Here is a 21,053-nt window from a genome sequence, read left to right as displayed (position 1 = left end):
GTCACGCGCACTCCGGGACGGTGGGAAGGTCCCGTGTCCGTACGGCGGGAAGCCAGGCGGTCCCGCTCTGGGGAGTCGGGAGACGGACCCGGAACCACTCGGTGGACCGGTTTCCGGCCTCGTCCATGACCGGCAGGCCCTGGGGCATGCGGCAGTCGACGGACAGCACGTCTCCGTGCCACACCCGGGTCGCCACGACGTTGTCGATGGTGTAAGCGGCGAGAGGGTCGACAGCGAGACCGAGACTGCACTGCTGGTCGCGTTCCTCGGCGCGGTCGCGGCACACCTTCTCCACGTTGAACACCTCGACCCGGTTGGCCGGTCCCGCGCCGGCCGAAGTGACGGTGCGGTCCGGTCGGGCTCCCGAGGAGCGGTCGTCACCGCCGGCGGCCACATAGGACCAGGCGGCGGCGGTCGCTCCGCACACGGTGGCCGCCACGGCGGCGGCGAGCAGCGCCCTCCGGCGCATCCGGACGCGGCCACCGGGAACGGCCGCCGCCCCGCCCGCCTCGATACGGGCCAGCAGGCTCGCGGCGGTGTGCTCGGCGCGGGCCGCGTGCGTCGGGGCGAGACAGTCGCCGATCAGCTCGCGCCAGAAGGGCGGTACGGCGTTGTCCATGAGAAGCGGCGTTCGCCCCGTGGCGTACTCCTGCACGGCGGCCCTGCGCGCCATGGGCGTGGCGCCGGGAAAAGGGGAGGCACCTCCCGCGAACACCTGATGGACCACGATGCCCAGAGCCCAGATGTCGGCGCTCGGCCGCACCTGGACACCACGCTCGCCGAGCGGTGCCTTCCAGCGCTCCGGGGGCAGATAGTCGGGGGTGCCGAAGGGCGGAATGTAGCCGTGTGTGCCGTGGGTGCCCTCGAGCTCCGCGGCGAGCCCGAAGTCGGAGAGTTTGACCGAACCGTCCGCCATGAGAAGCACGTTGTCGGGCTTGAGGTCGCCGTGCACCCATCCGAGACCGTGCAGATGGGCCAGCCCTTCGAAGATCCCGGTGAGCAGCCGGCCCTTCTCGCCGTCTGCCAGGTCCTTCTCGGCCTCGATGAGTTGGCGCAGGCTCCGCTCGGCTCGTTCCATGACCAGGACGACGGCCCCGTCGAGGGCGGGATCCCCGGGTTCGCTCAGTACGACGGAGTCCAGCAGCCGGATCAGCCGGGGATGCCGGGCCCGGCGGCCCAGCTCTATCTCGCGCCGCGCGGTTTCCACGAGCCCGCGCACCTGGCGCGGCGCGAGACCTGCGGTGGGCAGGAACTTGAGCGCGACGACCTGCCCTTCGCCGGGCAGGTCCTTCGGACCTTCCACCCCACCGAATCGGTCGGTGTCGTCCGGACCGCCCGTGTCGTCCGCGCCGCCCTCGGCGTCAACAACGCGACCGTCAGCGGCGAACACGCCACCGGGGCTCGCCGCCGCGGCTCCAACAGGCCCGGGGCCGCCAGGTCCTGTGCCGTCGCGGACAGCCCCGGGGTCGCCCTCGGGGCCGTCGGCCGACGCCGAGTCCCGTCCCACGAACCGACCCTCGTAGACCGTCCCCCAGCCCCCGGCCGCTATCACTTCGGTGACTTCGAACGCGCCGACCCGGTAGCCGCGCGGAACCCGCTCCAGGGGTACGCTCACTGACTCGCTCATCTGGACCACACCGGATCTGACGTTCCCGCCGCTCCAGCCGTTCCCACCCGCCCCGCCGAACGGGACGGAAGCAGCGTCAGATGTTCCTCACGGACCAGCCCGAACCGCAGTGCGAGTCCGACGACCGCCTCGCGCTTGCCGTTGCGGCGTGCGCCCTGCCCCGGCTCCGGTGCGGCCGGTGCCTCGATCCGGAGTTTCTCGTCGGCGAGGTAGTCGATGTGGGAGCTGACCGCGCGAGCCGTCAACTGGCCGTACTCCGGGTGGTTCCGCAGTCGTTCGACGAGTTGGGGCGTGGTCGGGACGGCGACCGCCGACTCGTCGCGCAGCCGGGGCTCGCACAGGGCGACCAGCACCAGGAAGTAGGCGGCGGTCTCGTCGAGTGAGTACGCGGTCAGGGTCTGTGTCCCCCACCGGCCGCTCATACTGTCCGGGTCGAGGTAGACGTGGTCCGGCGCGAACACCTGGAAGCCGATCGTCGAGCCCCTGGTCGGCAGGAGAACACGGGCGAACTCGAAGGGGATGGGCGCGCCGACGCGGCGCGGCGGGACCCTCAGGTATTCCCCCGCCCCTTCCGGGTTCTCCACCAGATAGCTGTGTGTGGAGCTGTAGTTGCTCAGCTGCCAGTGGTCATCGGTCACCCGGATCTCCCCTGCCAGCCTGGAGACCGCCGGGTCGCTGAGCCGCAGCTCGACGGGTGTCGAATGGGAGCCACGTCCGAATCGGGCCACGTCCCCCGGACCGAGCCTCAGAGTAACCGGGCCCTCGTCGCCCTCCGGCGGAAGATGGATCAGTACGCCGCTCATCGGCCCCCCCAGCTCTGCCAGTTCCGGATCATCGCCGCCGTACGCGGTGAAGCCGGACTCCCGCGCTCCGGTCAGTGCGACGCCGAAGGGAAGGGGGTTCACACGTCTTCCCGTCTCCTGGACTGCCCGCCATTGACCGTATCGGATCATACGAACGCTCACATGAAATAACTTGCGTTGTCAGCAGTCACAGACATGCGGGATTCCAGTCGATCCATAAGATCATCCTTATGACCGCAGGGGGAGAGACCGTGGACACGGCCCGTGTTGGTGCCGCGCCGGCGGCGGACCCGAGCATTCGCCAGTTACGCCTGTTCCTGGCGCTGAGCGAAGAACTCCACTTCGGGCGCGCCGCCGCACGTCTTTTCATCACTCAGCCCGCTCTGAGTCAGCAGATCCGGGACCTGGAAGTTCGCCTGGGCGTACGGCTGTTCACCCGCTCCAGCAGGGCGGTCGACCTGACCACGGCCGGACGGGCGCTGCTTCCCGATGTCCGGGCGGCGGTCGAAGCCGCCGACCGTATACGGCGGACAGCCGACGCGCAGACCCGCCGGCTCTCGGGCCGGCTCGTCGTGGGGAGCATCGGAGCCGAGGCCGCCATGCCCCACACCCGCGCCGTTCTGCAGGCGCTGCACGACAGCCACCCCGACATCGCGGTGCAGTTGCTCAGTCTCAACTTCGTCGAGCACATCGCCGCCCTGGTCCGTCAGGAAGTCGACGTGGTCTTCCTGCGTCCCCCGGTACCGGACGGCATAGAGCTGCATCACCTCGCCACCGAACCCCGTGTGGCCTGTCTACCGGCAGACGACCCGCTGGCCGACCTGCCCCACGTCACGCTGGCCCAGCTCGCCGACCACCCCGTGGTCGCCATGCCCGAGGAGGTACCGCGGGTCTGGTGGGACTTCTGGGCGGTAGACCCGCGTCCCGACGGCAGCCCCGTGCGCTACGGTCCGGTCGCCACCGACATGGAGTCGTTGTTCCACATCGTGGCTGGCGGAGAAGCCATCTGCTTTCTCCCCGTAGCCGCCCGCGAGTTGTTCCCCCGCCCCAGCGTCCGCTACATCGACGTCACCGACCTCACGCCCTCCACCTCGGCCCTGGCCTGGCTCTCCACGAGACAGTCGGAACCCGCCATCGCCGCCATCAGGCAAGCAGCCGACCGCGGGGTCTTCTGATTGCTCCGCGTCGCCATCACAGACAGCCTGACGAGCGACTGTCTCAGCAGGGTTTGCGCCACACCCCGAGTTCCGGCTCCTTCACCATCGACGACAGGTTCAGCCGTCGGGACTCGGCGCAGAAGCTGCTCCGCGGTTGCGTGTACTCCACGTGGAACACCGCCTTGCCGGCCGCGATGAACGGAGTGAGCTCCGCGCACTCGTCGTACTGGGCGCACTCCTCGTTGACCGCGAAGTCGAAGTGGGCCAGGAGTTGGGGGATCTGCGGAAGGTCGTTCTTCAGCCCCACCGACAGTCCGCGTTCGTGGGCGATGGCCGCGATCATGCGGTTGTACCTGAGCTGGTCGCGCGCGGTGAGCGGGAAGCCGGTGTCGTTGCCGTAGCCCTCCACCAGGTCGGGCTCGACGGCGTCGAAGCCCTTGTCACGGCACATGTCGAAGCGTCGCTCCATGATCGGCCGCAGGACGGAGACCTTCCGGATGTCCAGCCACCGTTCGCCTGACCAGCCGTTGGGCTCGCCGAGCACCGAACGAGGGAAGGCGCCCTGGTCGGACCGGAAGTCCTCCCAGGCGCCGACGTTGATGTAGCAGATGACCTTGCGGCCGTCCCGGTGCAGACGGGCCACGTCCGCCGCCGAGTTCTCGAAGCCGTCGATGTCGTACACGGGCACGTCGGCGGAGGGGTCGGCTTTTCCGTCCAGTTGCCATTGCCAGGCCAGCCCGGGGCGGGGTCTCCACAGAGCCTTGGAGGGGCTTACCGAAGTCTCGCGCCCGGCAGGGGACTTGGAGGGCGGGGAAGCGGACGAAGACGGGGAAGGGGAGGAACTCCGCGGTGCGGGCGGCTCCCCGGTGTCGGGGGTCGCTGCCCCGGTGGTGGCGCGTGGGGGAGCGGACGTCGTGCCGTGCGCGTCGGCAGGCCGCTCCGGGCCGCCGGAGCAGCCCGTCAGTGCCGAAGCCGACAGGACCGCCAGAGCCGTCAGTAGTGTCGCGAAGGCCGGCCGCGTGTTCCTCATCGCTCCGTCCCGGTCAGGGCGGGCGTCAACCCGGCCCAGGGATTGGGGGGTTCTCCGGTCACGGGCCCGCAGACCCCCGCACCGCGTTCGTGTGCCGTGCGCACGGCGAGCGGTACGAGCGCCTCGGGCACGCCGTAGACGAGGTGGCACAGTTCCTCGGGTGGATGCCGCGCGGTCCACGCGGGTCTGCTGAACGCCGACACGTACGTCGACCAGTGGCCCTCGAAGGTGACGGTCAGGTCGGCGAGGCGGGCGTACCCGGGCGCCGGATGGACCCCGGGGTTGATGACGACCGTCCCGGCACCGAGTCGGCGTACGGTCCGCACCATCCGGCGACACGCCGACAGTCCCTCCGGCGTCGCCGTCACCTGGTCGAGGAAGCAGCCGTCGGCCGCGTACCACTCCTGGTGTCGGCGCACGTCGGCGGCGATCTCGGCGCTGTCGCGCATCCCGTAGTCGGTGTCGACGTAACCGAGCAGCCGGGCTCCGGCCGCGCGCAGCGCCTCGGCCGCCGCGGTGAACGCGGGATCGGGGCCGTCACCGGGACCGTTCGCGGGGTTGAGGACGACGCCGTACGTGCGGGTCGCGGCCGTGATCAGACGGTGCCAGGCGCCCGGGTCCTCGGCGGGGTGGACATACAGCGGAATCAGCAGGTTCACGGAGTCGGGTCGCCTTCCCACAGCGCCGCCAGCGCGTCGTCGAGGGTGTGGGCCGGGCGCCAGCCCAGGGCCTTGTCGGCGGCGGTGATGTCGGAACACTGCCACGACACGTCGGCCGAGCGGGCCGAGCCGGTGGTGGTCTCCTCGATCCGCCCCCGGAAGCCGGCCTTGTCGGCCAGCCCCCGCACCAGGTCGCGCACCGGAACGGCCCGGCCGCCACTGATGTTGAGCACGGGCGGCAGCGGAGCGGGCGCCGTGACCGCGTACGCCGCCGCCCGCGCCACATCGCGTACGTCGATGAAGTCGCGGTACGCGGACAGGTCACCGAGCCGCAGCACCGCGTCCGGATCGAGGCCGGCCGCGCGCAGCAGTCCGGCGATCCGGCCGGGCAGCCCGGTGGGCGGCGCCCCGGGTCCCACCGGGTTGCCGACCCGCAGCACCACCGCGTCCAGGCCCGAGGCGGTCACGGCGGCGGTGCCCGCCAGCTTGGTCGCTCCGTAGGGGCCGACCGGGTGGGTGGCCGCCGTCTCCGTCACCCGGACGTCGGGGACTCCGGGGCCGTACTCGGCGGCCGAGCCCAGATGGACCAGACGCGCCGTCGGGGCCGCGGCCCGCAGCGCGGCGCACAGCACCGCGGGGCCGCGGGCGTTGACCTCCGCGAGGGTCACGGCGTCGCCGCCGGTCGCGCCCGCACAGTTGATCACGGTGTCGGGTGCGGCCGCCTCGACGATCGTCGCCAGCCGCTCCGTGCGGACGGTGGCGAGGTCGACGGGGAACTCGGCGGCGGGCGAGCGCCCGCCGCCGAGGATCAGCGCGCCCGGCAGGGTGCGCAGCCGCTCGACGACATGGCTGCCCAGGTAGCCGGTGTGGCCCAGGACGAGAATGCGCATGCGGTGCTCAGGCTCCCTTGAGCAGAAGCGACTTGCGGGTGGTGAACTCCGCGTTGGCCCGGTCGTAGTCGTCCGGGCGCCCGATGTCCAGCCAGTACCCGTCGAAGTCATAGGCGTGCGGGGGGCTCTGAGCGGCCAGCAGGTCGAGCACCAACTCGTCGAAACCGAGCGGCAGTCCGGGCGTGTAGCCGTCGAGCGTCGAGCGGGACAGGCCGTAGACGCCCATGGAGACGCGGTAGTCGATGCTCGGCTTCTCGGTGAAGGCGACGACCTTGCCCGAGTCGGTGGTCAGCACCCCGAAGTCGATGTGCACCTTGCGGGCGTACGTGGCGATGGTCAGCGGGGCGCCCGACTCCCCGTGCCGCCGCAGGACGTCGGCGTAGTCGAGGTCGGTCAGGATGTCGCCGTTCATCACCAGGAACGTCTCGGGCAGCCGGTCGCGCAGGGTCAGCAGCGGGCCCATGGTGCCCAGAGGGCTTTCCTCGGTGGCGTAGTCGATGTTCATGCCCCACTGGGAGCCGTCGCCGACGTACGCGCGGATGATCTCGCCCAGGTGGCCGATGGCGATGGTGCAGCGGGTGAAGCCGGCCGTGGAGAGCTGTCTCAACACGATCTCCAGGATGGCGTGTTGATCGCCTATGGGCACGAGCGGCTTGGGCAGCGCCGTGGTGTACGGCCGCAGCCGGACGCCCTTGCCTCCCGCCAGGATCACAACGTGCATGGGGGCTCCTCCTTCATAGACGTGCGGGGCGGTACGGGAACGTGCCGGGCAGGTCAGATGTTGTAGATGCCGGTCTTGTAGCGGGCGAGGTTGGCCGGGTCGCGGAAGAACTCCACGGTGTGGGCGAGGCCCTCCTCCAGGGTGTGGGCGGGCTGCCAGCCGGTGGCGGCGGTGAGCCGGGTCGCGTCCGCGACCAGCCGCATCACCTCGGAGTTCGCCGGGCGGATGCGCGCGGTGTCCTCACGGACGTCGAGGGCGGTGTCCATCACCTTGCCGATCAGCGCGACGAGGTCGCCGACGGAGATCTCCCCGCCGGTCCCGGCGTTGAAGGTGCGGCCCACCACCTGTTCGGCGGGCGCGGTGCCCACGGTCAGAAACGCCTGGGCGGTGTCCTTGACGAAGGTGAAGTCGCGGGTGGGACGCAGGTCGCCGAGGGTGATGGTGCGTTCCCCGGCCGCCACCTGGCCGATGACGGTGGGGATGACCGCGCGCATCGACTGGCGCGGCCCGAAGGTGTTGAACGGGCGCAGCGTCACCACCGGGGTGTCGAAGCTCGCGTGGTAGCTGTCGGCCAGCCGGTCCCCGCCCGCCTTCGAAGCGGCGTACGGCGACTGGGTGTTGATGGGGTGGTCCTCGGTGATCGGCACGGTCTGCGCGGTGCCGTACGTCTCACTGGTGGAGGTGTGCACCAGGCGGGGTGTGCCGAGGGCACGCACCGCCTCCAGCACGTTGAGCGTGCCGGTGACGTTGGTGTCCACGTAGCTGTGCGGCGCCTGGTAGGAGTACGGGATCGCGATCAGGGCGGCCAGGTGGTAGGCGGTGTCGGCGCCTTCGAGCAGGCCGCGGACCGAGCCGGGGTCGCGCACGTCGCCGAGGACGATCTCCACCTGGTCGAGGACGTCCGGATGCAGGGTCTCCAGCCAGCCGTAGGAGGAGAAGGAGTTGTACTGGGCCATGGCCCTGACCCGGTGTCCGGAGGCGACCAGCGCCTCGGTGAGGTGGGAGCCGATGAAGCCCTCGGCTCCGGTGACTGCGGCGAGCGGTGCGGAGGTCAACTCAGGGGTCCTTCCGGTTGGTTGGGCAGGCGGGGAGTACGCGGGGTCGCCCGGTGGGGTCAGGCGTGCGGCCCGGGCCGTCCGAGCGACCACAGCGTGCAGGCCGACAGACACACGGCGGCCGCGCCGCACAACAGGGGCAGTGCGGCCGAGCCCGGTGGCAGGTGCAGCAGGGTCACCGCCCCGGCGCCGCCCGCGGCCGCGAGGCAGATCGCGGCCGACGGCCAGGCGGCTCCGAACGCCTGGAGCAGCAGGGCGGTCCACAGGGTGGCCGCGAGCAGTAGCAGGGCGGCCGGATCGGCGCCGGTGAGCAGGGCCGCGGGCAGCAGGGGCGCGAGATAGGCGAGCAGACAGAGGCCGAGGATGCCGGCCGAGCGGAGCAGGAATCCGGCAGGCGTGGCGGTGGCGCGCAGCGCGGCGACCGACAGCCCGCGGTAGCGGTACAGCAGCCACTCCGCGGGCCCCATGCTCACCGTCAGCACGATCACCGCGTACGGCTCCTGCCGTCCCTCCACCAGTACCAGCACGCCCGCGGCCAGCCCGAACAGTCCGTACGGCAGGGACCACAGCAGGCGCGGCCGGGCGGCGCCGGACGCGGCCGGGACCGCTCGCACGGCCCACAGGGTCCGGCCGGTGACGGCGAGCGTTGCGAGCAGTGCCAGCAGGGGCAGCGTGATCCGCAGCTGGGAGCCGGGCTCCCACCACGGCAGGACGGCGGCACCGGCGATCAGTGGGCTGAGCGCGGCCAGCAGCAGCCGTTCCCGGCCCAGCACCAGCAGGATGCCCGCCGCCGCCAGATACGCCGACTGTCCGGCCGCCACCAGGGTCACCGACCCGCCCCCGGCGGGCAGTGCCGCGATCGCCGTGGCCACCGCCGCCCCCATCGGCGCACCGACCAGGAGCGTACGACCCGCCTCGCGCCGCCCGGTCGCCAGTCTCAGGTGGGCGCGGTGGCCGAGCGCCTGCCCCCAGGCCCAGGAGACGAGTCCGGCCACGATCAGGGCCGAGGCGTTGGCTGAGGTGTTCCACAGCGGTGCGGTCAGCAGGTAGGCGAGTCCCGGCAGCGCGAACAGCACGCCCCGCAGGAGACAGCGCACGGTGTCCGGGCGCCAGGGATCGGCCGGCGGTACGGGCTCGGGGAAGGTCCGCGGCACCCGCTCGTACAGCGCGGAGGCGAGCGAGAACAGGTTCGGGTGGCCGTACCGCTCCTTGATCAGGGATGCGGACAGGCCCTCCGCCTCCAGCAGTGCGGCCACCTCGTAGGGGTGGACGGCGGGGCCGACACGGTCGGCGAGTTCGGCGGCGAGCTCGCTGACCGCCTCCTCGTCCGGGCCGCGCCGGGGTAACCGGATGGCGAGGGTGGCGCTGTCGTCGAGCGCCCAGCGCGGGCGGCGGCGCGGCGGGCGCGTCTCGGCCAGCCGGAGTGTCAGCGTTTCCTGTTCGGCGCCGCCGGGTTCGAGTGATATCGGCCCGCTCATCCGGTCAGGCTCCCCGTGGCCAGGGGCGTGAGCGGTTGCGTGGCGGGGGCCGGTGCCGGGGCCGAGCGCCTTCCGAGCGTGGGCAGTTCCCGGTAGATGGACCGGAAAGTGTCGATGGTCTGGCGCAGTGTGAACTGCTCGATCACCCGCAGCCGCGCCGCCTCGCCCATCGCCCTGCGCCGCCCGGGATCCCCCAGCAGCTTTAGCGCGGCCGCGGCCATCGCCGCCGGATCGCGCGGCGGCACCACGAGCCCGGTGTCGCCGACGGCCTCCCTCACCCCTCCCACGTCGGTGGAGACGGTCGCCCGCCCGCACGACATGGCCTCGATCAGGGTGAAGGGGAAGCCCTCGCTGATGCTGGACAGCATCACGACGTTGCCGGCCGCGTACGCGTCCTTGATGTCGTCGACGCGCCCTTCGAAGGTGACGGCGTCGGCGTGCCCGAGCTCGGCGGCCAGCGCCTCGCAGCGTTCCCGGTAGGCTTCCCCGCCGCGTGGGGTGCCGCCGAACATCCGCAGCCGCGTGTCCGGGAGCCGGTCCCTGACGAGGGCGAAGGCCCGTATGAGGGTCTCCAGGTCCTTGATGGGGTCGACACGGCCCGCCCAGCTCAGGGTGAGCTGCTCCGGTTCGGGGCCGGCCGGCGGGAACGCGGCGGGGTCCACGCCGTTGTAGACCGTGCGGATCGATTCCGGGTCGGCACCGCCCTGTTCCTCCCACAGCCGGTTGTAGCGGTTGCCCGGGGTGATGAGGGCGGCCCGGCGGTAGGTCTCCTCCGCCAGCAGCCGGAAGAAGCCGAGGACGACGGCCTTCACCGGCCAGCGGTAGGGCGCGGTGCGGTAGCCGAGGTAGCGCTCGCGCAGATAGACACCGTGCTCCGTCAACAGCAGGGGTACGCCGTGCTGTTCGAGGGCGGCGAGGCCCGGCAGTGCGGCGACGCCGCCGCTGACCGCGTGCGCGACCCCGCTCTCGGGCAGCGGCGCGGCCAGGGGGCGCAGGGCGTGTTCCAGCAGCGCGGTCGCGGTGAGCGCGTCGTGGAGGGTCGGGCCGGCCTCGCGCACGGCCAGACCCGGACGGTTCCACACGGCCGTCAGCAGGGCGATCGCACGGTCGCCGCGCAGGAACGGGCTCAGCGTCCCGTCCGCGGCGGCCCGGGCCATCGCGTACAGGGCGGGTGCGAACCCGTCCTCGGCGCGGGGATCGAGCAGGGCGGTCAGGAACCGCTCGTAGGAGGCGGCGAGTTGGTTGCGGGCGCGGCCCCGGGGCGGGCGGCCCTCGGGCGGGTCGCCCCACATCGGGACGGACAGGACGCGCGAGACATGCGCGGGCAGGTCCCACACGACGGGTTCGCGTCCGGTGCCGGTGACGGCGATGACGTCGAAGTCGAGGTCGGGCATGCCCTGGACGAGCTGGTCGCACCAGACGCTCACGCCGCCGTGACTGTGTGGGTAGGTGCCTTCGGTGAGCAGGGTGACGCGCGTTGCGCTGGGGCGTCGCGCGCCGTGGGGAACGTGCATGGAGGTGCTCCACGGGCCGAGGTGTGGGGTCTTCCTGCCGGTCCCGGCCGCAGAGGGCGGCCGGGACCTCGGTCGGTCCTTGGGTCGGTGCCCCGGTCAGTCGCCCACGGTGTACGGGACCTGCTCGGTCACGCCTTCGGGGACGCGGGTGTCCGGTGCGGGAGCCGTGGCCGTGGCCGGCGGCTCGGAGGACCCGACGGCCGGTGCGGGTGCGGACGTCGGCAGGGTGAGCTCGAGCGGGGTGCCCGCGGAGGACGCCCAGCCGGACACCTGGCCCGCGTACGCCGTACCGAAGGCGGAGCCGGCGAGCGTGGTGCCGGTGGGCAGGGTCGCCGTCACGGCCACTGCGTTCGGCGCCTCGACGCTCACCGTGTCGCCGATGCGGTAGGCGGTCACCTGGCCGGCCTGCAGGGCGGCCTGCCAGGCGGCCCTGCGCCGCAGTTCGGTGCCGATGTCCTTCATCCGCAGGTTCACCACGGGGGTGTTGTCGGCGAACAGGGCGTTGTAGTCGTCGAGGACGCCGTTCAGCACGGGGTAGGCGATGCGCTCCTCGGCCAGGTTCGACTGGTGGATGAAGTGCGGCTTCGGATCGTTGGACAGCACGTGTCCGAGAGCGATGCGCTTCTCCACCGGCACGATCTGGTCGGCGTAGCCGGTGGTGGTGTCCAGCGGCGCCGCGAGGCAGGTGGTGGTGGCCGGGTTGTCCTCGCAGATGCCGCTGCCGCCCTGGGCGCGGCTGGTGTAGATCCAGTTGTACTCGTCGACCTGCTCGGCTGCCTTGCCCGCGTTGTAGAAGACGTTCATCGGGTAGCGGGGGACCGTCGTGGCCGGGCCGACCTGACGCTGGCCGGGCTCACGGGAGTTGTCCGAGCCGAGCCAGGTGATGTCGTTGTCGTCGAGGGCGAGCGCCAGGTTGGGGTTGTCCTCGGTCTGCTGCGGAAGCACCTTCATTCCGGAGTGCTCGCCGGTGACCAACTCGTCGTTCTCCAGCGGGAGTCCGGCGGTCTGACCCCACACGCGGTTGGTGGCGATCTCGTCGGAGATCTCCGTGCGGCTGACCCACCGGGTGCTGCCGTTGGCGTTCGTGGCGCATTTCCAGGGCACCGTCGTGGTGTCCTGCACGCAGCCGAGGAAGGGGTGCGAGTAGGTGTGGTTGATCCAGCGGAACTCGTTCCGGTCCGCGATCAGCTTGTCGGCGAGCGCGTCGACTCCGTTGTTGGCCTCGCGCTGGTCGACGCTGCCGGCGCCGTTGTAGGCGAAGTCGAGGGTGAAGCCGCGGCTGTCCTGCCAGGCGGTGGCGTGGTCGACGTCCGCGGCCCTCATGCGGATCGGGTCGGCCGTGGCGTTGGGGTCGGTGCAGTCGACGTCGCCCGGCGTGCAGTTGAGCGTGGTACTCCAGCGGTCGTCGGCGGCGAACACGTCGTCCACGTGGACGGCGAAGTAGTTGCGGGAGGCGCCGAGGTGGATGCCGCCGGTCATCCACTCCACGATGCCGCGGGCCAGCAGCCGGAACTGCTGCTGGTACTGGTTGTAGACGAAGGTGACGACGAGCTCGCGCCGCCCGTCGTGCCGGTACTCGCCCACCAGCGAGCCCCGACTCGACTGCCCGGGGATCGCCGCGTCGACGTAGGGGGTGAAGTCGGCGCCTGCCGTGGGCGTCGACAGGTAGGCGTAACTCTCGCCCACGGCAGGGTCGTTGTCCTCGAAGGGCACCGTGCCGTCCAGGTAGGCGAAGGGGCCCGACTTTCCGGCGGCGGTCACCTCCGCCTGCACGCCGTCGACGCTCCCGGAGTAGCCGCCGTAGACCGGATACTGCAGACCGGCTTCCGGACGCGCGTAGGTGTAGGCGTCGACCTGGGGAACGTCGTAGGTCTGCTCGTACGCCGCCAGCGCCGCCATCTCCGTGGAACCGGCTGCGAACGGGTTGTCGTTGGGCAGGACGACGGCCTGGAACTTGGCGCGCGGCCGGCCGTCGACGGTGTCCGCGAGGAAGCCGGCGTCGATCACGGGCCGGCCGGACTGCGTGAGGTCGATCTCGGTGTACGGCGTTCCGGCCGCGGTCAGTTCGGCCGCGATCGCGTCGGTGGACGGCCCTCCGTCGCTCACCACCAGCACCCGCAGGTCGACGCGGGGTGTGCTCGTGTCGGCCTGGGCCGCGCCGGCCGGCAGGCCCAGCGCGGTGATCAGCGCACACGCCGTGAGCACGGCGGTGCGTATGGTCCGCTTCATGCGGTGAAGTCCCCTCCCCGGGCAGGGGTGAGCACAACTCCCATGGAGCGGAGCGGACTGACCCCCTTGCGCGACGCCGGCATCCCCCTCAGAAACCAGTCGTCGACGCATCCGTCCCGCCAATAGTGAGGTCTGTGTGTAGCTTTAGTGGTCATGTTGCGAAACCTGACGGAAAAATGCAGGTGACCAACAGGACAGAGGCGAAGGCGTGTTGAGCCGTTCCGAGTCGTTTTGGGGTCGCCCGGACGCCAGGACGCGGCGGTTCCGACGCCCCGGCGTGCTGGTCCGGGCCCTGGACGCCGCACCGGCGGGCCGTCGGGCCCGCCGGTGCGGAATGCCAGTGGTCCAGACCGCTGTGCGTGCCTGGTCGAAGAACGTTTCAGGTCACCCTCGTCGTGGCCGGTGACGTCCTCGTCGGGCCGTCAGGAACACAGCACTCGCGTCTCGGGCGTGTAGACCGGCCCACCGCTGGTGTTCGTGCTGTCGCTGAACTCGGCGTAGAAGTACGAGTAGAAGCCGATGTTGCCGTTGCAGCCGGAGTCGGCGGCGACCTGGAGCGTCAGCGTGACGGTACGGCTCTGGCCGGGCGGGACGGTGGTGCCGTAGTTGCCGCCGAGGTTGGCGGGGCCGGTCCCGGAGCAGGGGGTGGGACTGGCGGCCGTGGCGAGGCTGCACGCGGTGAAGCCGTACTTCAGGTCGGGGCGCTGAGTGGTCAGCCACGTCGGTTCGATCGTCTGGTACATGAACCAGATGTCGTAGGTCTTGCTGTTGGTGATCGTCATCGACAGATTCACCGTGCCGCCGGGCGTGGTGGTCGCGCTGTCGGTGGCGAACGTCAGCTCGGCCGGTGCCGGGTCGGCCGCGCTCGCGCTGGAGGCCAGACCGAACACGGCGAGGGCGAGGGCGAGGACGGCGCCGAGGCCGAGGCGTCTCATCAGGGGTGATCGCATGGCCGGGAGGCTAGGCATGGGGGGAAGGCGCCGTCTGCCCCGGCAGGGGCGCGCTCGGCGTCACCCGGCCGAAAGTGCGTGTTGCGTGAAGATCGCGTGACGAAGACGTGTTGGTCTCGATGTGTCCGCATAAGCCCACGTAGGGCGAGTGCGACAGGGGCGGTTCGACGGGCCGGTGGGGCCGGACGGTTCTTCGGTGCCCGCAGATGATATTGGCGCGTACCGGATTCGTCGGCCGTCTCTACGGCTGCAGCGCAGTGTGGAGATTCTCGGCCATCCGCCACTATTCCGGCCGGTTCCTGCAGGCGAGGCAGCTGCCGGCCGGCCGCCGTGACGTCCGGCGGTGGAAGCACCACGAGCCGAAATCGAGCCAGCCGAGCGGCACTTGACGGCCGAGTCCGCGATGAGACTGTTGTCGCCTCGCCAAGAACGACAGGCACGGGCAGCGAGACCGCGGCGATCCGTGACGATCGGGCATTTGGCCGCTTGAGTGCCTGCGGCCGCGGGTGAGGGGTACACGGTGTGCGTACGCATGAGTGTGGACGGCAAGGACAGGAGCGAGTGGGTGGCGGTCAAGGCGATGGGTTGGGCACATTCGTTTCCCATGTCTGGTGGCGTCCGTGCCGGGCGGCAGTGGACGCGAACGCAGTTGGCCTCCCTGCCGTGGACCGCTGCTGAGCCGGAGACGGTGGATGCTGTCGTCCTGACCGTGTCCGAGCTGATCACCAACGCTCACGTTCACGCGCACAGCGACGCGCATTTGGTCCTTACCTGGGATGGCGACTGCCTTCACGTGAGCGTCCATGACGAGGACCCGACACTGCCGCAGCAGCGTCACCCGCAGGCGGGGGAGGTGTCCGGTCGCGGAGTGGGGATCGTGCGGATGCTCGCTGACGAGTACGAGATGAAGTGCCAGCGGCACGGCAAGACGGTGACGGCGTGCTTCCGCCCGGCGGGCGCCCACCGGCCGGACGGCAGCTGAGCCGGCTCAGGTCTTGCCGCAGGACTGCCGTCCGGCCGCCGCGCGGTGCGCGGCCATGGCGGCGGATGTCAGTCCGCGGGCCCTTCGGCCTGGGACTCCCAAGGCGTCGGACCGACGCCGGCGTTCCATGCCCACAGCGCCTGCCCGTCCCAGCACACGATCCCGCACTGCTCGGCGTACTCGGCCGCCGGAGCGGTGAAGCCGCTCGTGGTGACGACGACGGCGACGTCGGCCTCATGGATGGTGAAGCACGTGCCGCCGAAGCGCTGCAGGTCCTGGGAGCCGACGCGATGCGTGTCGCCGTAGCGCTTGCACTGGATGACGACGCGGCGTCCGTCCGGCGCGACGGCCACGATGTCCGCGCCGAGATCGCCTGCCCCGCCCACGCGTTCGACGTCGGAGCAGCCGTCCCGTTCACACAGGGCGGCTATCGCCTCCTCGAATTCCTCCGGGTCAAGGGCGTCATGGTTGGCCGCGACACCGGGTGGGAGGACGACCGTCTCGTCACCATCGAAGTCGACGGCAGTGGACTGCGCGCCCGTTCCCCTGGACGAGGGTGCCTCCAGCACGGCGACCGCCATGCCTGCCCCCTCGTCGAGCGCTGCGGCGGCCTGCCGAGCCGCCCTTGAGACGGAGAGGCGTCGTCGCCGGCGCCAAAGGGACATGGCGACCGCGATACCCACGACGCCCAACACGAGCGCCCAGGCGGGGCGTCGCTCGACGGCACCTGCCGCCGCACGCGCCGAGAGGCCCACAGCGATCACCACGAGGGCGAGAAGACCGAAGAAGGCTGCTGTCCGACGGAGATCGAACGGGCGGCGGCGGTTCCCGGACCGGAACGGACGTATGGACGTGGCCACGGCAGTGCATCCCCCCACAGAGATCGACATGAAGATCACTCCCGCCGTCTTCCCAAGATCACGCACTTCATCACTCCTCTCGTCGGCTTCGCCCTCGCAGCCAGTGGGGGCAGGCGGTGAGGGCATACGGTCGAGGAGGCTCCGCGCCTGTGTGAGGTCGTGGCGCGGTCCGGCCGGGCGGGTGTGACAGCGCTCGATGAGCCGGCGGCGCCCTTCCGGGGTGACCGCGCCCTGCGGCGAGTCAGGCGGCCCGGACGTCTTCGGCCGGCGCGGCAGGCTCAGGGGCGGACAGATGGATCCGCTTGGGCAGCAGGAGCGGGGTGGCGAGCAGGAGAACGCCGGACATGGTGATCGCGGCGAGCGGGCTGGTGAGGGTGGCGAGCAGGCCCCAGATCACCATCAGGGCAGCCTGGAGGAGTTTGCTCAGGGCACTCCACGTACTGAGGATGCGGGCGGTGTGATCCGCGGGAGTCCGTTGCAGGCGTTCTGTCGCGTAGATCGGATTGAAGACGCCCATGCAGGTGATCAGCAGGCCCTCGACGATGATCACGGTGAGGAGTCCGGGGATGCCGGGACGGACGAACGCGAGACCGAGTGGGAAGAGCGAGCGCAGCCAGCCGGAGACGATCATGACCCGGTGCCGTCCGTGGCGGGTCACGAGGCGTGCGGACAGGCGGGCGCCCACGAAGCCGCCGAGTGCCGGGATGCCGAAGGCAAGACCGTATTGCCAGGCCGGGAAGTGGTACTGGCCCAGCAGGAGGACGGACAGGAGCGGGGCGGTGGCCATGATGAGGCCGCCGACCAGGATCGAGTTGAGGAACAGGCACCTCAGTGCGCGGTCGCGGAGGATGAACCGCCAGCCGTCGAGAAGATCGGCTCCACGCAACCTGGTGGTCGGGTCGCGGGGTGCCGCGGTGTCGCCTCCGCGGATGCGGAGGACTGCGAGCGCGGACAGCAGATAGCTGAGGGCGTCGGCCATGACAGTGATGACCGGGCCGAGCAACCCGGTGAGTGCACCACCAAGGGGCGGGCCCGCCGCGGTCGCCACCCAGCTCGTGCCCTCGAACCTCCCGTTCGCCACCAGGAGGTGATCGCTGGGGACGAGATACTTCAGATACGCGCCGGATGCGGCAGTGAAGGCGATGCTCGCCGTCCCGGAGATGACCGAGACCACCAGTAGTTGGCCGTAGGAAAGCAATCCGAGGACGTACGCGATCGGGACGCTTGCCAACGCGACGAACCGGATCAGGTCCATCGCGATCATCACCGGACGCTTGGCCCGGTGCTCGACCCACGGCCCGAGCGACAACGCGACACTCGCCGCGACGGCAAGCCCGGCCGCCTCCAGGAGCGACACGGCCAATGCCGACGAGTGCAGCACTCGCACCGCGATCAGCGGGAACGCGCCGAAGGCGATCCACGTGCCGTATGTACTCACGGCGTAGGCCGACCACAACCAACCGAAACCGTGCCCCAACTGCACGCGCATGTGACTCCTCAGCGACAACCGATGTTTGGGTCTCCGCATCACATCGGCCGCACTGCCGCAGGAGCAAACAACCACTCTCGGGCGAGTCACAACCATCGGTTGGGCATGCTTATGCTGGATCTATGGATACCGAGGCGGTGCGGTCGTTCGTCCGCGCGGCCGAGCTCGGACAGCTGCAACACGCGGCCGACGAGCTCGGCGTGACGCAACAGGCCGTGTCGAAGCGGATCGCGACCCTTGAGCGCGAACTCGACGTCCGGCTGTTCACCCGCACCGCCCGAGGGGTCGAGCTGACTCTCGACGGCCAAGCCTTCCTCCCGCACGCCCGGAGCATTGTCACGGGTGTCGATCGGGCCGTCACCGCGATCAGACCGGGTTCGCGAGCGCTGCGGATCGACGTTCTTGGCCTGCGATCCGCGCAGGCCGTCGTCCTGCACGACTATTGGCGGTCGCATCCCGAAACCGACCTCGACGTGGTGACCCTCAGGGTCAACGACCCGCGCGTGGCGGTCGCGGCCGTCCAGGCGGGCGACATCGACGCCTCGTTCCGCTCGGTCACCGACCCGTCCTCCCTGCCGCGCGACGTGCACATGATCCACGCGTTCGACTCCCCGCTGGAACTGCTCGTCGGCCCCAGGCACCCGCTCGCCCCCGCACGAACTCTGACACCGTCCCAGCTGCGCCGGCACCGGATCTGGGTGCCGGGTATCGCGCCGCGAAGCGAATGGGCCGAGTTCTACGATCAGCTCGCCACCGACTTCGACCTCCGCATCGACGCCGCGGGCCCGAACTTCGGCAACGAGGTACTCCTCGACATCCTCGCGGACTCCGCAGACGTGGCAACCTTCGTAGGCTCGCGCGACCGGTACATCTGGCCGACGAACCACGACCTGCGTCGCATCCCGATCGTGGATCCGACGCTCGCGTACCCGCTGTCGCTCATCCTCCCCCGAGCGAATCCACACCCAGGGCTCCAGGCAGTCATCAACCACTTCGCAAGCCTGGCACCACTCCCCGAGTCGGTCTGGCTCCCGTCCTGGGCGACGTCACCACGCCGCAGCGACGGAAGCATCAGACACACCTGACGCTCGTGCAGCCGTTGCCAGGACCTGTGGATTGCCAGGCCGTCGAGTCAGCCGTCGGCCCTGCGTTCCAGCAGTGTGACCGTGACACCGGGCGCGATCTCGCGTTCGCCGGTGGGGGTGAATCCGCGGCTTTGGTAGAGGGCGCGTGCGGGTCGGTTGGCGGTTCCGGTGGAGACCAGGGTCACGTCTGTGGGTTCCCAGACGTCCAGCCTGTTGAGCAGCGCGGTGGCGATGCCGCGGCGATGCGCTCGCGGATGGACCACGAGTCGGCAGATGTCCAGGCGGCCGTCGTGCGGTCGGGTCCAGGACACTGCTCCGGCCAGTCCGATCTCGTCGGACACCCCGAGGAAGGACTCGCTGCAGCCGCGCAACTCCTGAAGGGTCTCGTGCAGAGGCGGGATGCCGTCGAATCCGATGAGTTCGGCCTCCACGGCGTAGGCAGCGCGCTGCAGTTCCCACAGCTGCCGCAGGGTGGCTGAATCAGCCAGGTCCAGGCGGTGGGGTTCACCCTGCGGTCGGCGGGGCGTCGCGTTGATATCGGGTCGGCTCGTCACGCTGCGATCGTCTCAGAGCGCTCTGTCAGTCACGCCACGTTCGCAACCCAAGCGGCTCACCCTGCCGGCCCAGGCGCTTGGCCCAGGCCGGCGAGGTGGAGAGCCACTCGGCGAGCTGGGCTCGGCCCACCACCGCCGGACGGTCTGCTAGGGGCGGACGTAGGGCCGGGTCATGATCTCCATGTTGTGGCGGTCCGGGTCCTCGAAGTACGCGCCGCGACCGCCGAAAAGACGGTTGATCCGGCCGGGCTCGGTGTGGCTGGGGTCGGCGTAGTAAGTGACCCCGACCGCCTCCAGACGGGCGATCATGACGTCGAACTGCCCGTCGGGCACGAGGAACGCGTAGTGCTGCGACTGGATCGGCTCGTCCCGCTTCTCGTAGTAGTCGAGCGTCACGCCGTTGCCGAGGTCGACGGGCAGGAACGGCCCGAACGGAGCACCGACCTCCAACCCCAGGATCGTGGCGACGAACTCGGCCGACAGGTGCCGGTCGCTGGCGTAGACGGCGGTGTGGTTCAGCTGGACGGAGGTCGCCGACAGCTCTGATTCGTGCGGGTACTGCTGGTCGTGTGACATCAGTGGTGTGTCTCCGGGTCTTTGGATCTGCTGGGATGGGGCGCCGCACGCGGGCGCCGGAGCAAAGACGCGGAGAAGGGGGCGGGCCTCTTGCCCGCCTCGCGCTCACGCCGAGGCCGGGAACCTCACTGGTGAATGGCCCATGGCCGACCCGGCAGTCACCCGACCGACCCTAGTGGCCGATCACGGGCTACGGCAACGCCATTGTGGTCTCGGCGACTTCACTCAGGCCCGGCGGCAAGCGAGCCGCCGGTGGACGCCGTCGCTTCGGTCATGAACGAAGCCGGATGAGGCTGCCACGGACAAACTGCCTCCGCACGTGTGGTGGGCCGGACTTGTTCGCCGGGCTTGTCTTCCGACAGAGGGCAAGGCACTGCGTCCGGCGCAGCCTCTACGGAGCTGATCCCATGTCGTGGCCTCTACCCCGACGCGCCAGTACGTCGTATCCGACGAACGTGAACATGCGCTTGCCCGGAGTCAGCGGCTGAGGCCGGCCCGTGAAACGGTAAACTCCGACGCCGAACCCGGCGTCCGGCTCGGACAGCCACTCCCTGGAGAAGTCCCGTTCCTCCAGCCAGCGACAGATCTGCGGGAACAGGTCCGGCTGTTTGCGGTGGCGGGTCCACACCAGCACCCCGCCCGTCGCGCACAGTTGGGTACAGAAGCCCACGACGCGCTCGATGTCGTCGTCGGAGATGTTGCCGAACACTCCGCACACCAGCACGAGATTCGCCGGCGCCATCCCTTCATAGTGATCGGTCACCGCGGCGTCCCCGACCACGACCTCGACCTGATCCAGGCCGAGACTCGTGGCGACTCGCCTGCACTCCGCCACGTTGCGCGGATCCAGCTCCACCAGACGCGCAACCACATCCCCACGACGCGGATGGTCGGGCAGCACACCGAGCAGGTCGCGCCCCTGGCCGGCGCAGATGCTCACCACCCGGAGTGGACCCGGAGGGCTCGCCTCCAGTGCCAGGGCGATCCGTTCCCGGACAACATGAAGTCGGCGACCGAGGTAGGAGTCCGGGAGGTCGTAGTCGCCATGCCACACATGCCAGTCCATGCGCGGACCCTAGAGGTCTCAGCCCGACCACGCAGTCGAATTTCTCGGCGCGGCCGAGGGGCGCTCACTCGGCGGACGGGTGTGTCGGCCGTCAGACCTCGTGCGGGGCGAAGAGCTCCAGGTGGCCGCAGGACGGGCATCGGTAGGCGTCGATCTGGAACCGAGGGCGTCCCCAGCGCTTGGCGCCTCCGAAGAGCCCTCGCTCCAGCGGTCCGGGTATCCAGCGTGTGTACCCGTTCGAGTGGTCGCCGCCGTCTTCGACGAAGCCGGCCTGAAGGTCGACACCCTGGCATTGCGTGCACTTGATCTCCATGGCCGCACTGTAGTA

Annotated in this window: 20 protein-coding genes; 3 read left to right on the top strand and 17 right to left on the bottom strand. The window is 70.5% G+C overall.

The features are described 5' to 3' along the window. Window position 1 precedes the first annotated feature (1 nt). Together ACWBNA_RS05405 and ACWBNA_RS05400 are read right to left on the bottom strand one after the other, a co-directional pair. The gene (locus ACWBNA_RS05405) at window positions 2-1,627 is read right to left on the bottom strand and encodes a serine/threonine-protein kinase (protein WP_482702827.1); all 1,626 of its coding nucleotides are present in this window, start codon (window positions 1,625-1,627) and stop codon (window positions 2-4) included. Beyond that, window positions 1,624-2,430, bottom strand: coding sequence for an FHA domain-containing protein (locus ACWBNA_RS05400; RefSeq protein ID WP_482702984.1), 807 nt, complete (start codon window positions 2,428-2,430; stop codon window positions 1,624-1,626). The genes ACWBNA_RS05405 and ACWBNA_RS05400 overlap by 4 nt, the downstream gene beginning before the upstream one ends. Window positions 2,431-2,660: 230 nt before the next feature. On the opposite strand from ACWBNA_RS05400, the gene ACWBNA_RS05395 reads away from it, so the two are divergent. Further along, window positions 2,661-3,605, top strand: a complete 945-nt coding sequence (locus tag ACWBNA_RS05395) for a LysR family transcriptional regulator (protein ID WP_482702825.1) — start codon at window positions 2,661-2,663, stop codon at window positions 3,603-3,605. A 43-nt stretch (window positions 3,606-3,648) separates the two neighbouring features. Here the strand turns inward: ACWBNA_RS05395 and ACWBNA_RS05390 are convergent, their stop codons facing one another. The 9 genes from ACWBNA_RS05390 to ACWBNA_RS05350 form a co-directional block, all read right to left on the bottom strand. Next, a complete protein-coding gene (locus tag ACWBNA_RS05390) occupies window positions 3,649-4,617 on the bottom strand; it encodes an endo alpha-1,4 polygalactosaminidase (protein WP_482702823.1) in 969 nt (322 codons plus the stop codon). Further along, complete coding sequence (locus tag ACWBNA_RS05385) at window positions 4,614-5,276, bottom strand: spherulation-specific family 4 protein (RefSeq protein ID WP_482702821.1); 663 nt, start codon at window positions 5,274-5,276, stop codon at window positions 4,614-4,616. The genes ACWBNA_RS05390 and ACWBNA_RS05385 overlap by 4 nt, the downstream gene beginning before the upstream one ends. Next, the gene (locus tag ACWBNA_RS05380; protein ID WP_482702820.1) at window positions 5,273-6,166 is read right to left on the bottom strand and encodes an NAD-dependent epimerase/dehydratase family protein; all 894 of its coding nucleotides are present in this window, start codon (window positions 6,164-6,166) and stop codon (window positions 5,273-5,275) included. Before ACWBNA_RS05380 ends, ACWBNA_RS05385 begins: the two co-directional genes overlap by 4 nt. 7 nt (window positions 6,167-6,173) lie before the next feature. Then, a complete protein-coding gene (locus ACWBNA_RS05375) occupies window positions 6,174-6,887 on the bottom strand; it encodes a nucleotidyltransferase family protein (RefSeq protein ID WP_482702818.1) in 714 nt (237 codons plus the stop codon). A 53-nt stretch (window positions 6,888-6,940) separates the two neighbouring features. Beyond that, window positions 6,941-7,942: a GDP-mannose 4,6-dehydratase gene (locus tag ACWBNA_RS05370; protein WP_482702816.1), complete on the bottom strand. Its 1,002-nt coding sequence runs from the start codon at window positions 7,940-7,942 to the stop codon at window positions 6,941-6,943. A gap of 59 nt (window positions 7,943-8,001) precedes the next feature. After that, complete coding sequence (locus ACWBNA_RS05365) at window positions 8,002-9,420, bottom strand: hypothetical protein (RefSeq protein WP_482702814.1); 1,419 nt, start codon at window positions 9,418-9,420, stop codon at window positions 8,002-8,004. Then, window positions 9,417-10,934, bottom strand: coding sequence for a GT4 family glycosyltransferase PelF (pelF, locus tag ACWBNA_RS05360; protein ID WP_482702812.1), 1,518 nt, complete (start codon window positions 10,932-10,934; stop codon window positions 9,417-9,419). The genes ACWBNA_RS05365 and pelF overlap by 4 nt, the downstream gene beginning before the upstream one ends. A 96-nt stretch (window positions 10,935-11,030) precedes the next feature. Beyond that, on the bottom strand, window positions 11,031-13,163 hold the full coding sequence (locus ACWBNA_RS05355; protein WP_482702810.1) for a hypothetical protein: 2,133 nt from the start codon (window positions 13,161-13,163) through the stop codon (window positions 11,031-11,033). Window positions 13,164-13,585: 422 nt separating this feature from the next. Beyond that, entirely contained in the window at window positions 13,586-14,113 is a 528-nt protein-coding gene (locus ACWBNA_RS05350) for a hypothetical protein (protein WP_482702808.1), read from the bottom strand. 565 nt (window positions 14,114-14,678) lie between these two features. Here ACWBNA_RS05350 and ACWBNA_RS05345 point away from each other — a divergent pair. Next, window positions 14,679-15,095, top strand: coding sequence for an ATP-binding protein (locus tag ACWBNA_RS05345; protein ID WP_482702806.1), 417 nt, complete (start codon window positions 14,679-14,681; stop codon window positions 15,093-15,095). A gap of 68 nt (window positions 15,096-15,163) precedes the next feature. Here the strand turns inward: ACWBNA_RS05345 and ACWBNA_RS05340 are convergent, their stop codons facing one another. Together ACWBNA_RS05340 and ACWBNA_RS05335 are read right to left on the bottom strand one after the other, a co-directional pair. After that, on the bottom strand, window positions 15,164-15,955 hold the full coding sequence (locus ACWBNA_RS05340) for a restriction endonuclease (protein ID WP_482702805.1): 792 nt from the start codon (window positions 15,953-15,955) through the stop codon (window positions 15,164-15,166). 241 nt (window positions 15,956-16,196) lie between these two features. After that, entirely contained in the window at window positions 16,197-17,444 is a 1,248-nt protein-coding gene (locus ACWBNA_RS05335; protein WP_482702803.1) for an MFS transporter, read from the bottom strand. Between the two features lie 122 nt (window positions 17,445-17,566). Between ACWBNA_RS05335 and ACWBNA_RS05330 the strand changes: the two genes are divergently transcribed. Next, window positions 17,567-18,529 (top strand): LysR family transcriptional regulator, encoded by a 963-nt coding sequence (locus ACWBNA_RS05330; protein ID WP_482702801.1) that lies wholly within the window; start codon window positions 17,567-17,569, stop codon window positions 18,527-18,529. A 47-nt stretch (window positions 18,530-18,576) separates the two neighbouring features. Here the strand turns inward: ACWBNA_RS05330 and ACWBNA_RS05325 are convergent, their stop codons facing one another. The 4 genes from ACWBNA_RS05325 to ACWBNA_RS05310 form a co-directional block, all read right to left on the bottom strand. Then, window positions 18,577-19,083: a GNAT family N-acetyltransferase gene (locus ACWBNA_RS05325; RefSeq protein ID WP_482702800.1), complete on the bottom strand. Its 507-nt coding sequence runs from the start codon at window positions 19,081-19,083 to the stop codon at window positions 18,577-18,579. A 147-nt stretch (window positions 19,084-19,230) separates the two neighbouring features. Continuing rightward, complete coding sequence (locus ACWBNA_RS05320) at window positions 19,231-19,659, bottom strand: VOC family protein (protein ID WP_482702798.1); 429 nt, start codon at window positions 19,657-19,659, stop codon at window positions 19,231-19,233. Between the two features lie 391 nt (window positions 19,660-20,050). Beyond that, window positions 20,051-20,725, bottom strand: coding sequence for a class I SAM-dependent methyltransferase (locus ACWBNA_RS05315; protein ID WP_482702796.1), 675 nt, complete (start codon window positions 20,723-20,725; stop codon window positions 20,051-20,053). A gap of 91 nt (window positions 20,726-20,816) precedes the next feature. After that, window positions 20,817-21,038: a hypothetical protein gene (locus ACWBNA_RS05310; protein WP_482702794.1), complete on the bottom strand. Its 222-nt coding sequence runs from the start codon at window positions 21,036-21,038 to the stop codon at window positions 20,817-20,819. Between the last annotated feature and the right edge of the window lie 15 nt (window positions 21,039-21,053).

The sequence above is a fragment of the Streptomyces sp. Q2 genome (assembly GCF_056820935.1).
The sequence above is the reverse complement of the archived record's forward strand: the minus strand, read 5'-3'. Positions and strand labels throughout refer to the sequence as shown.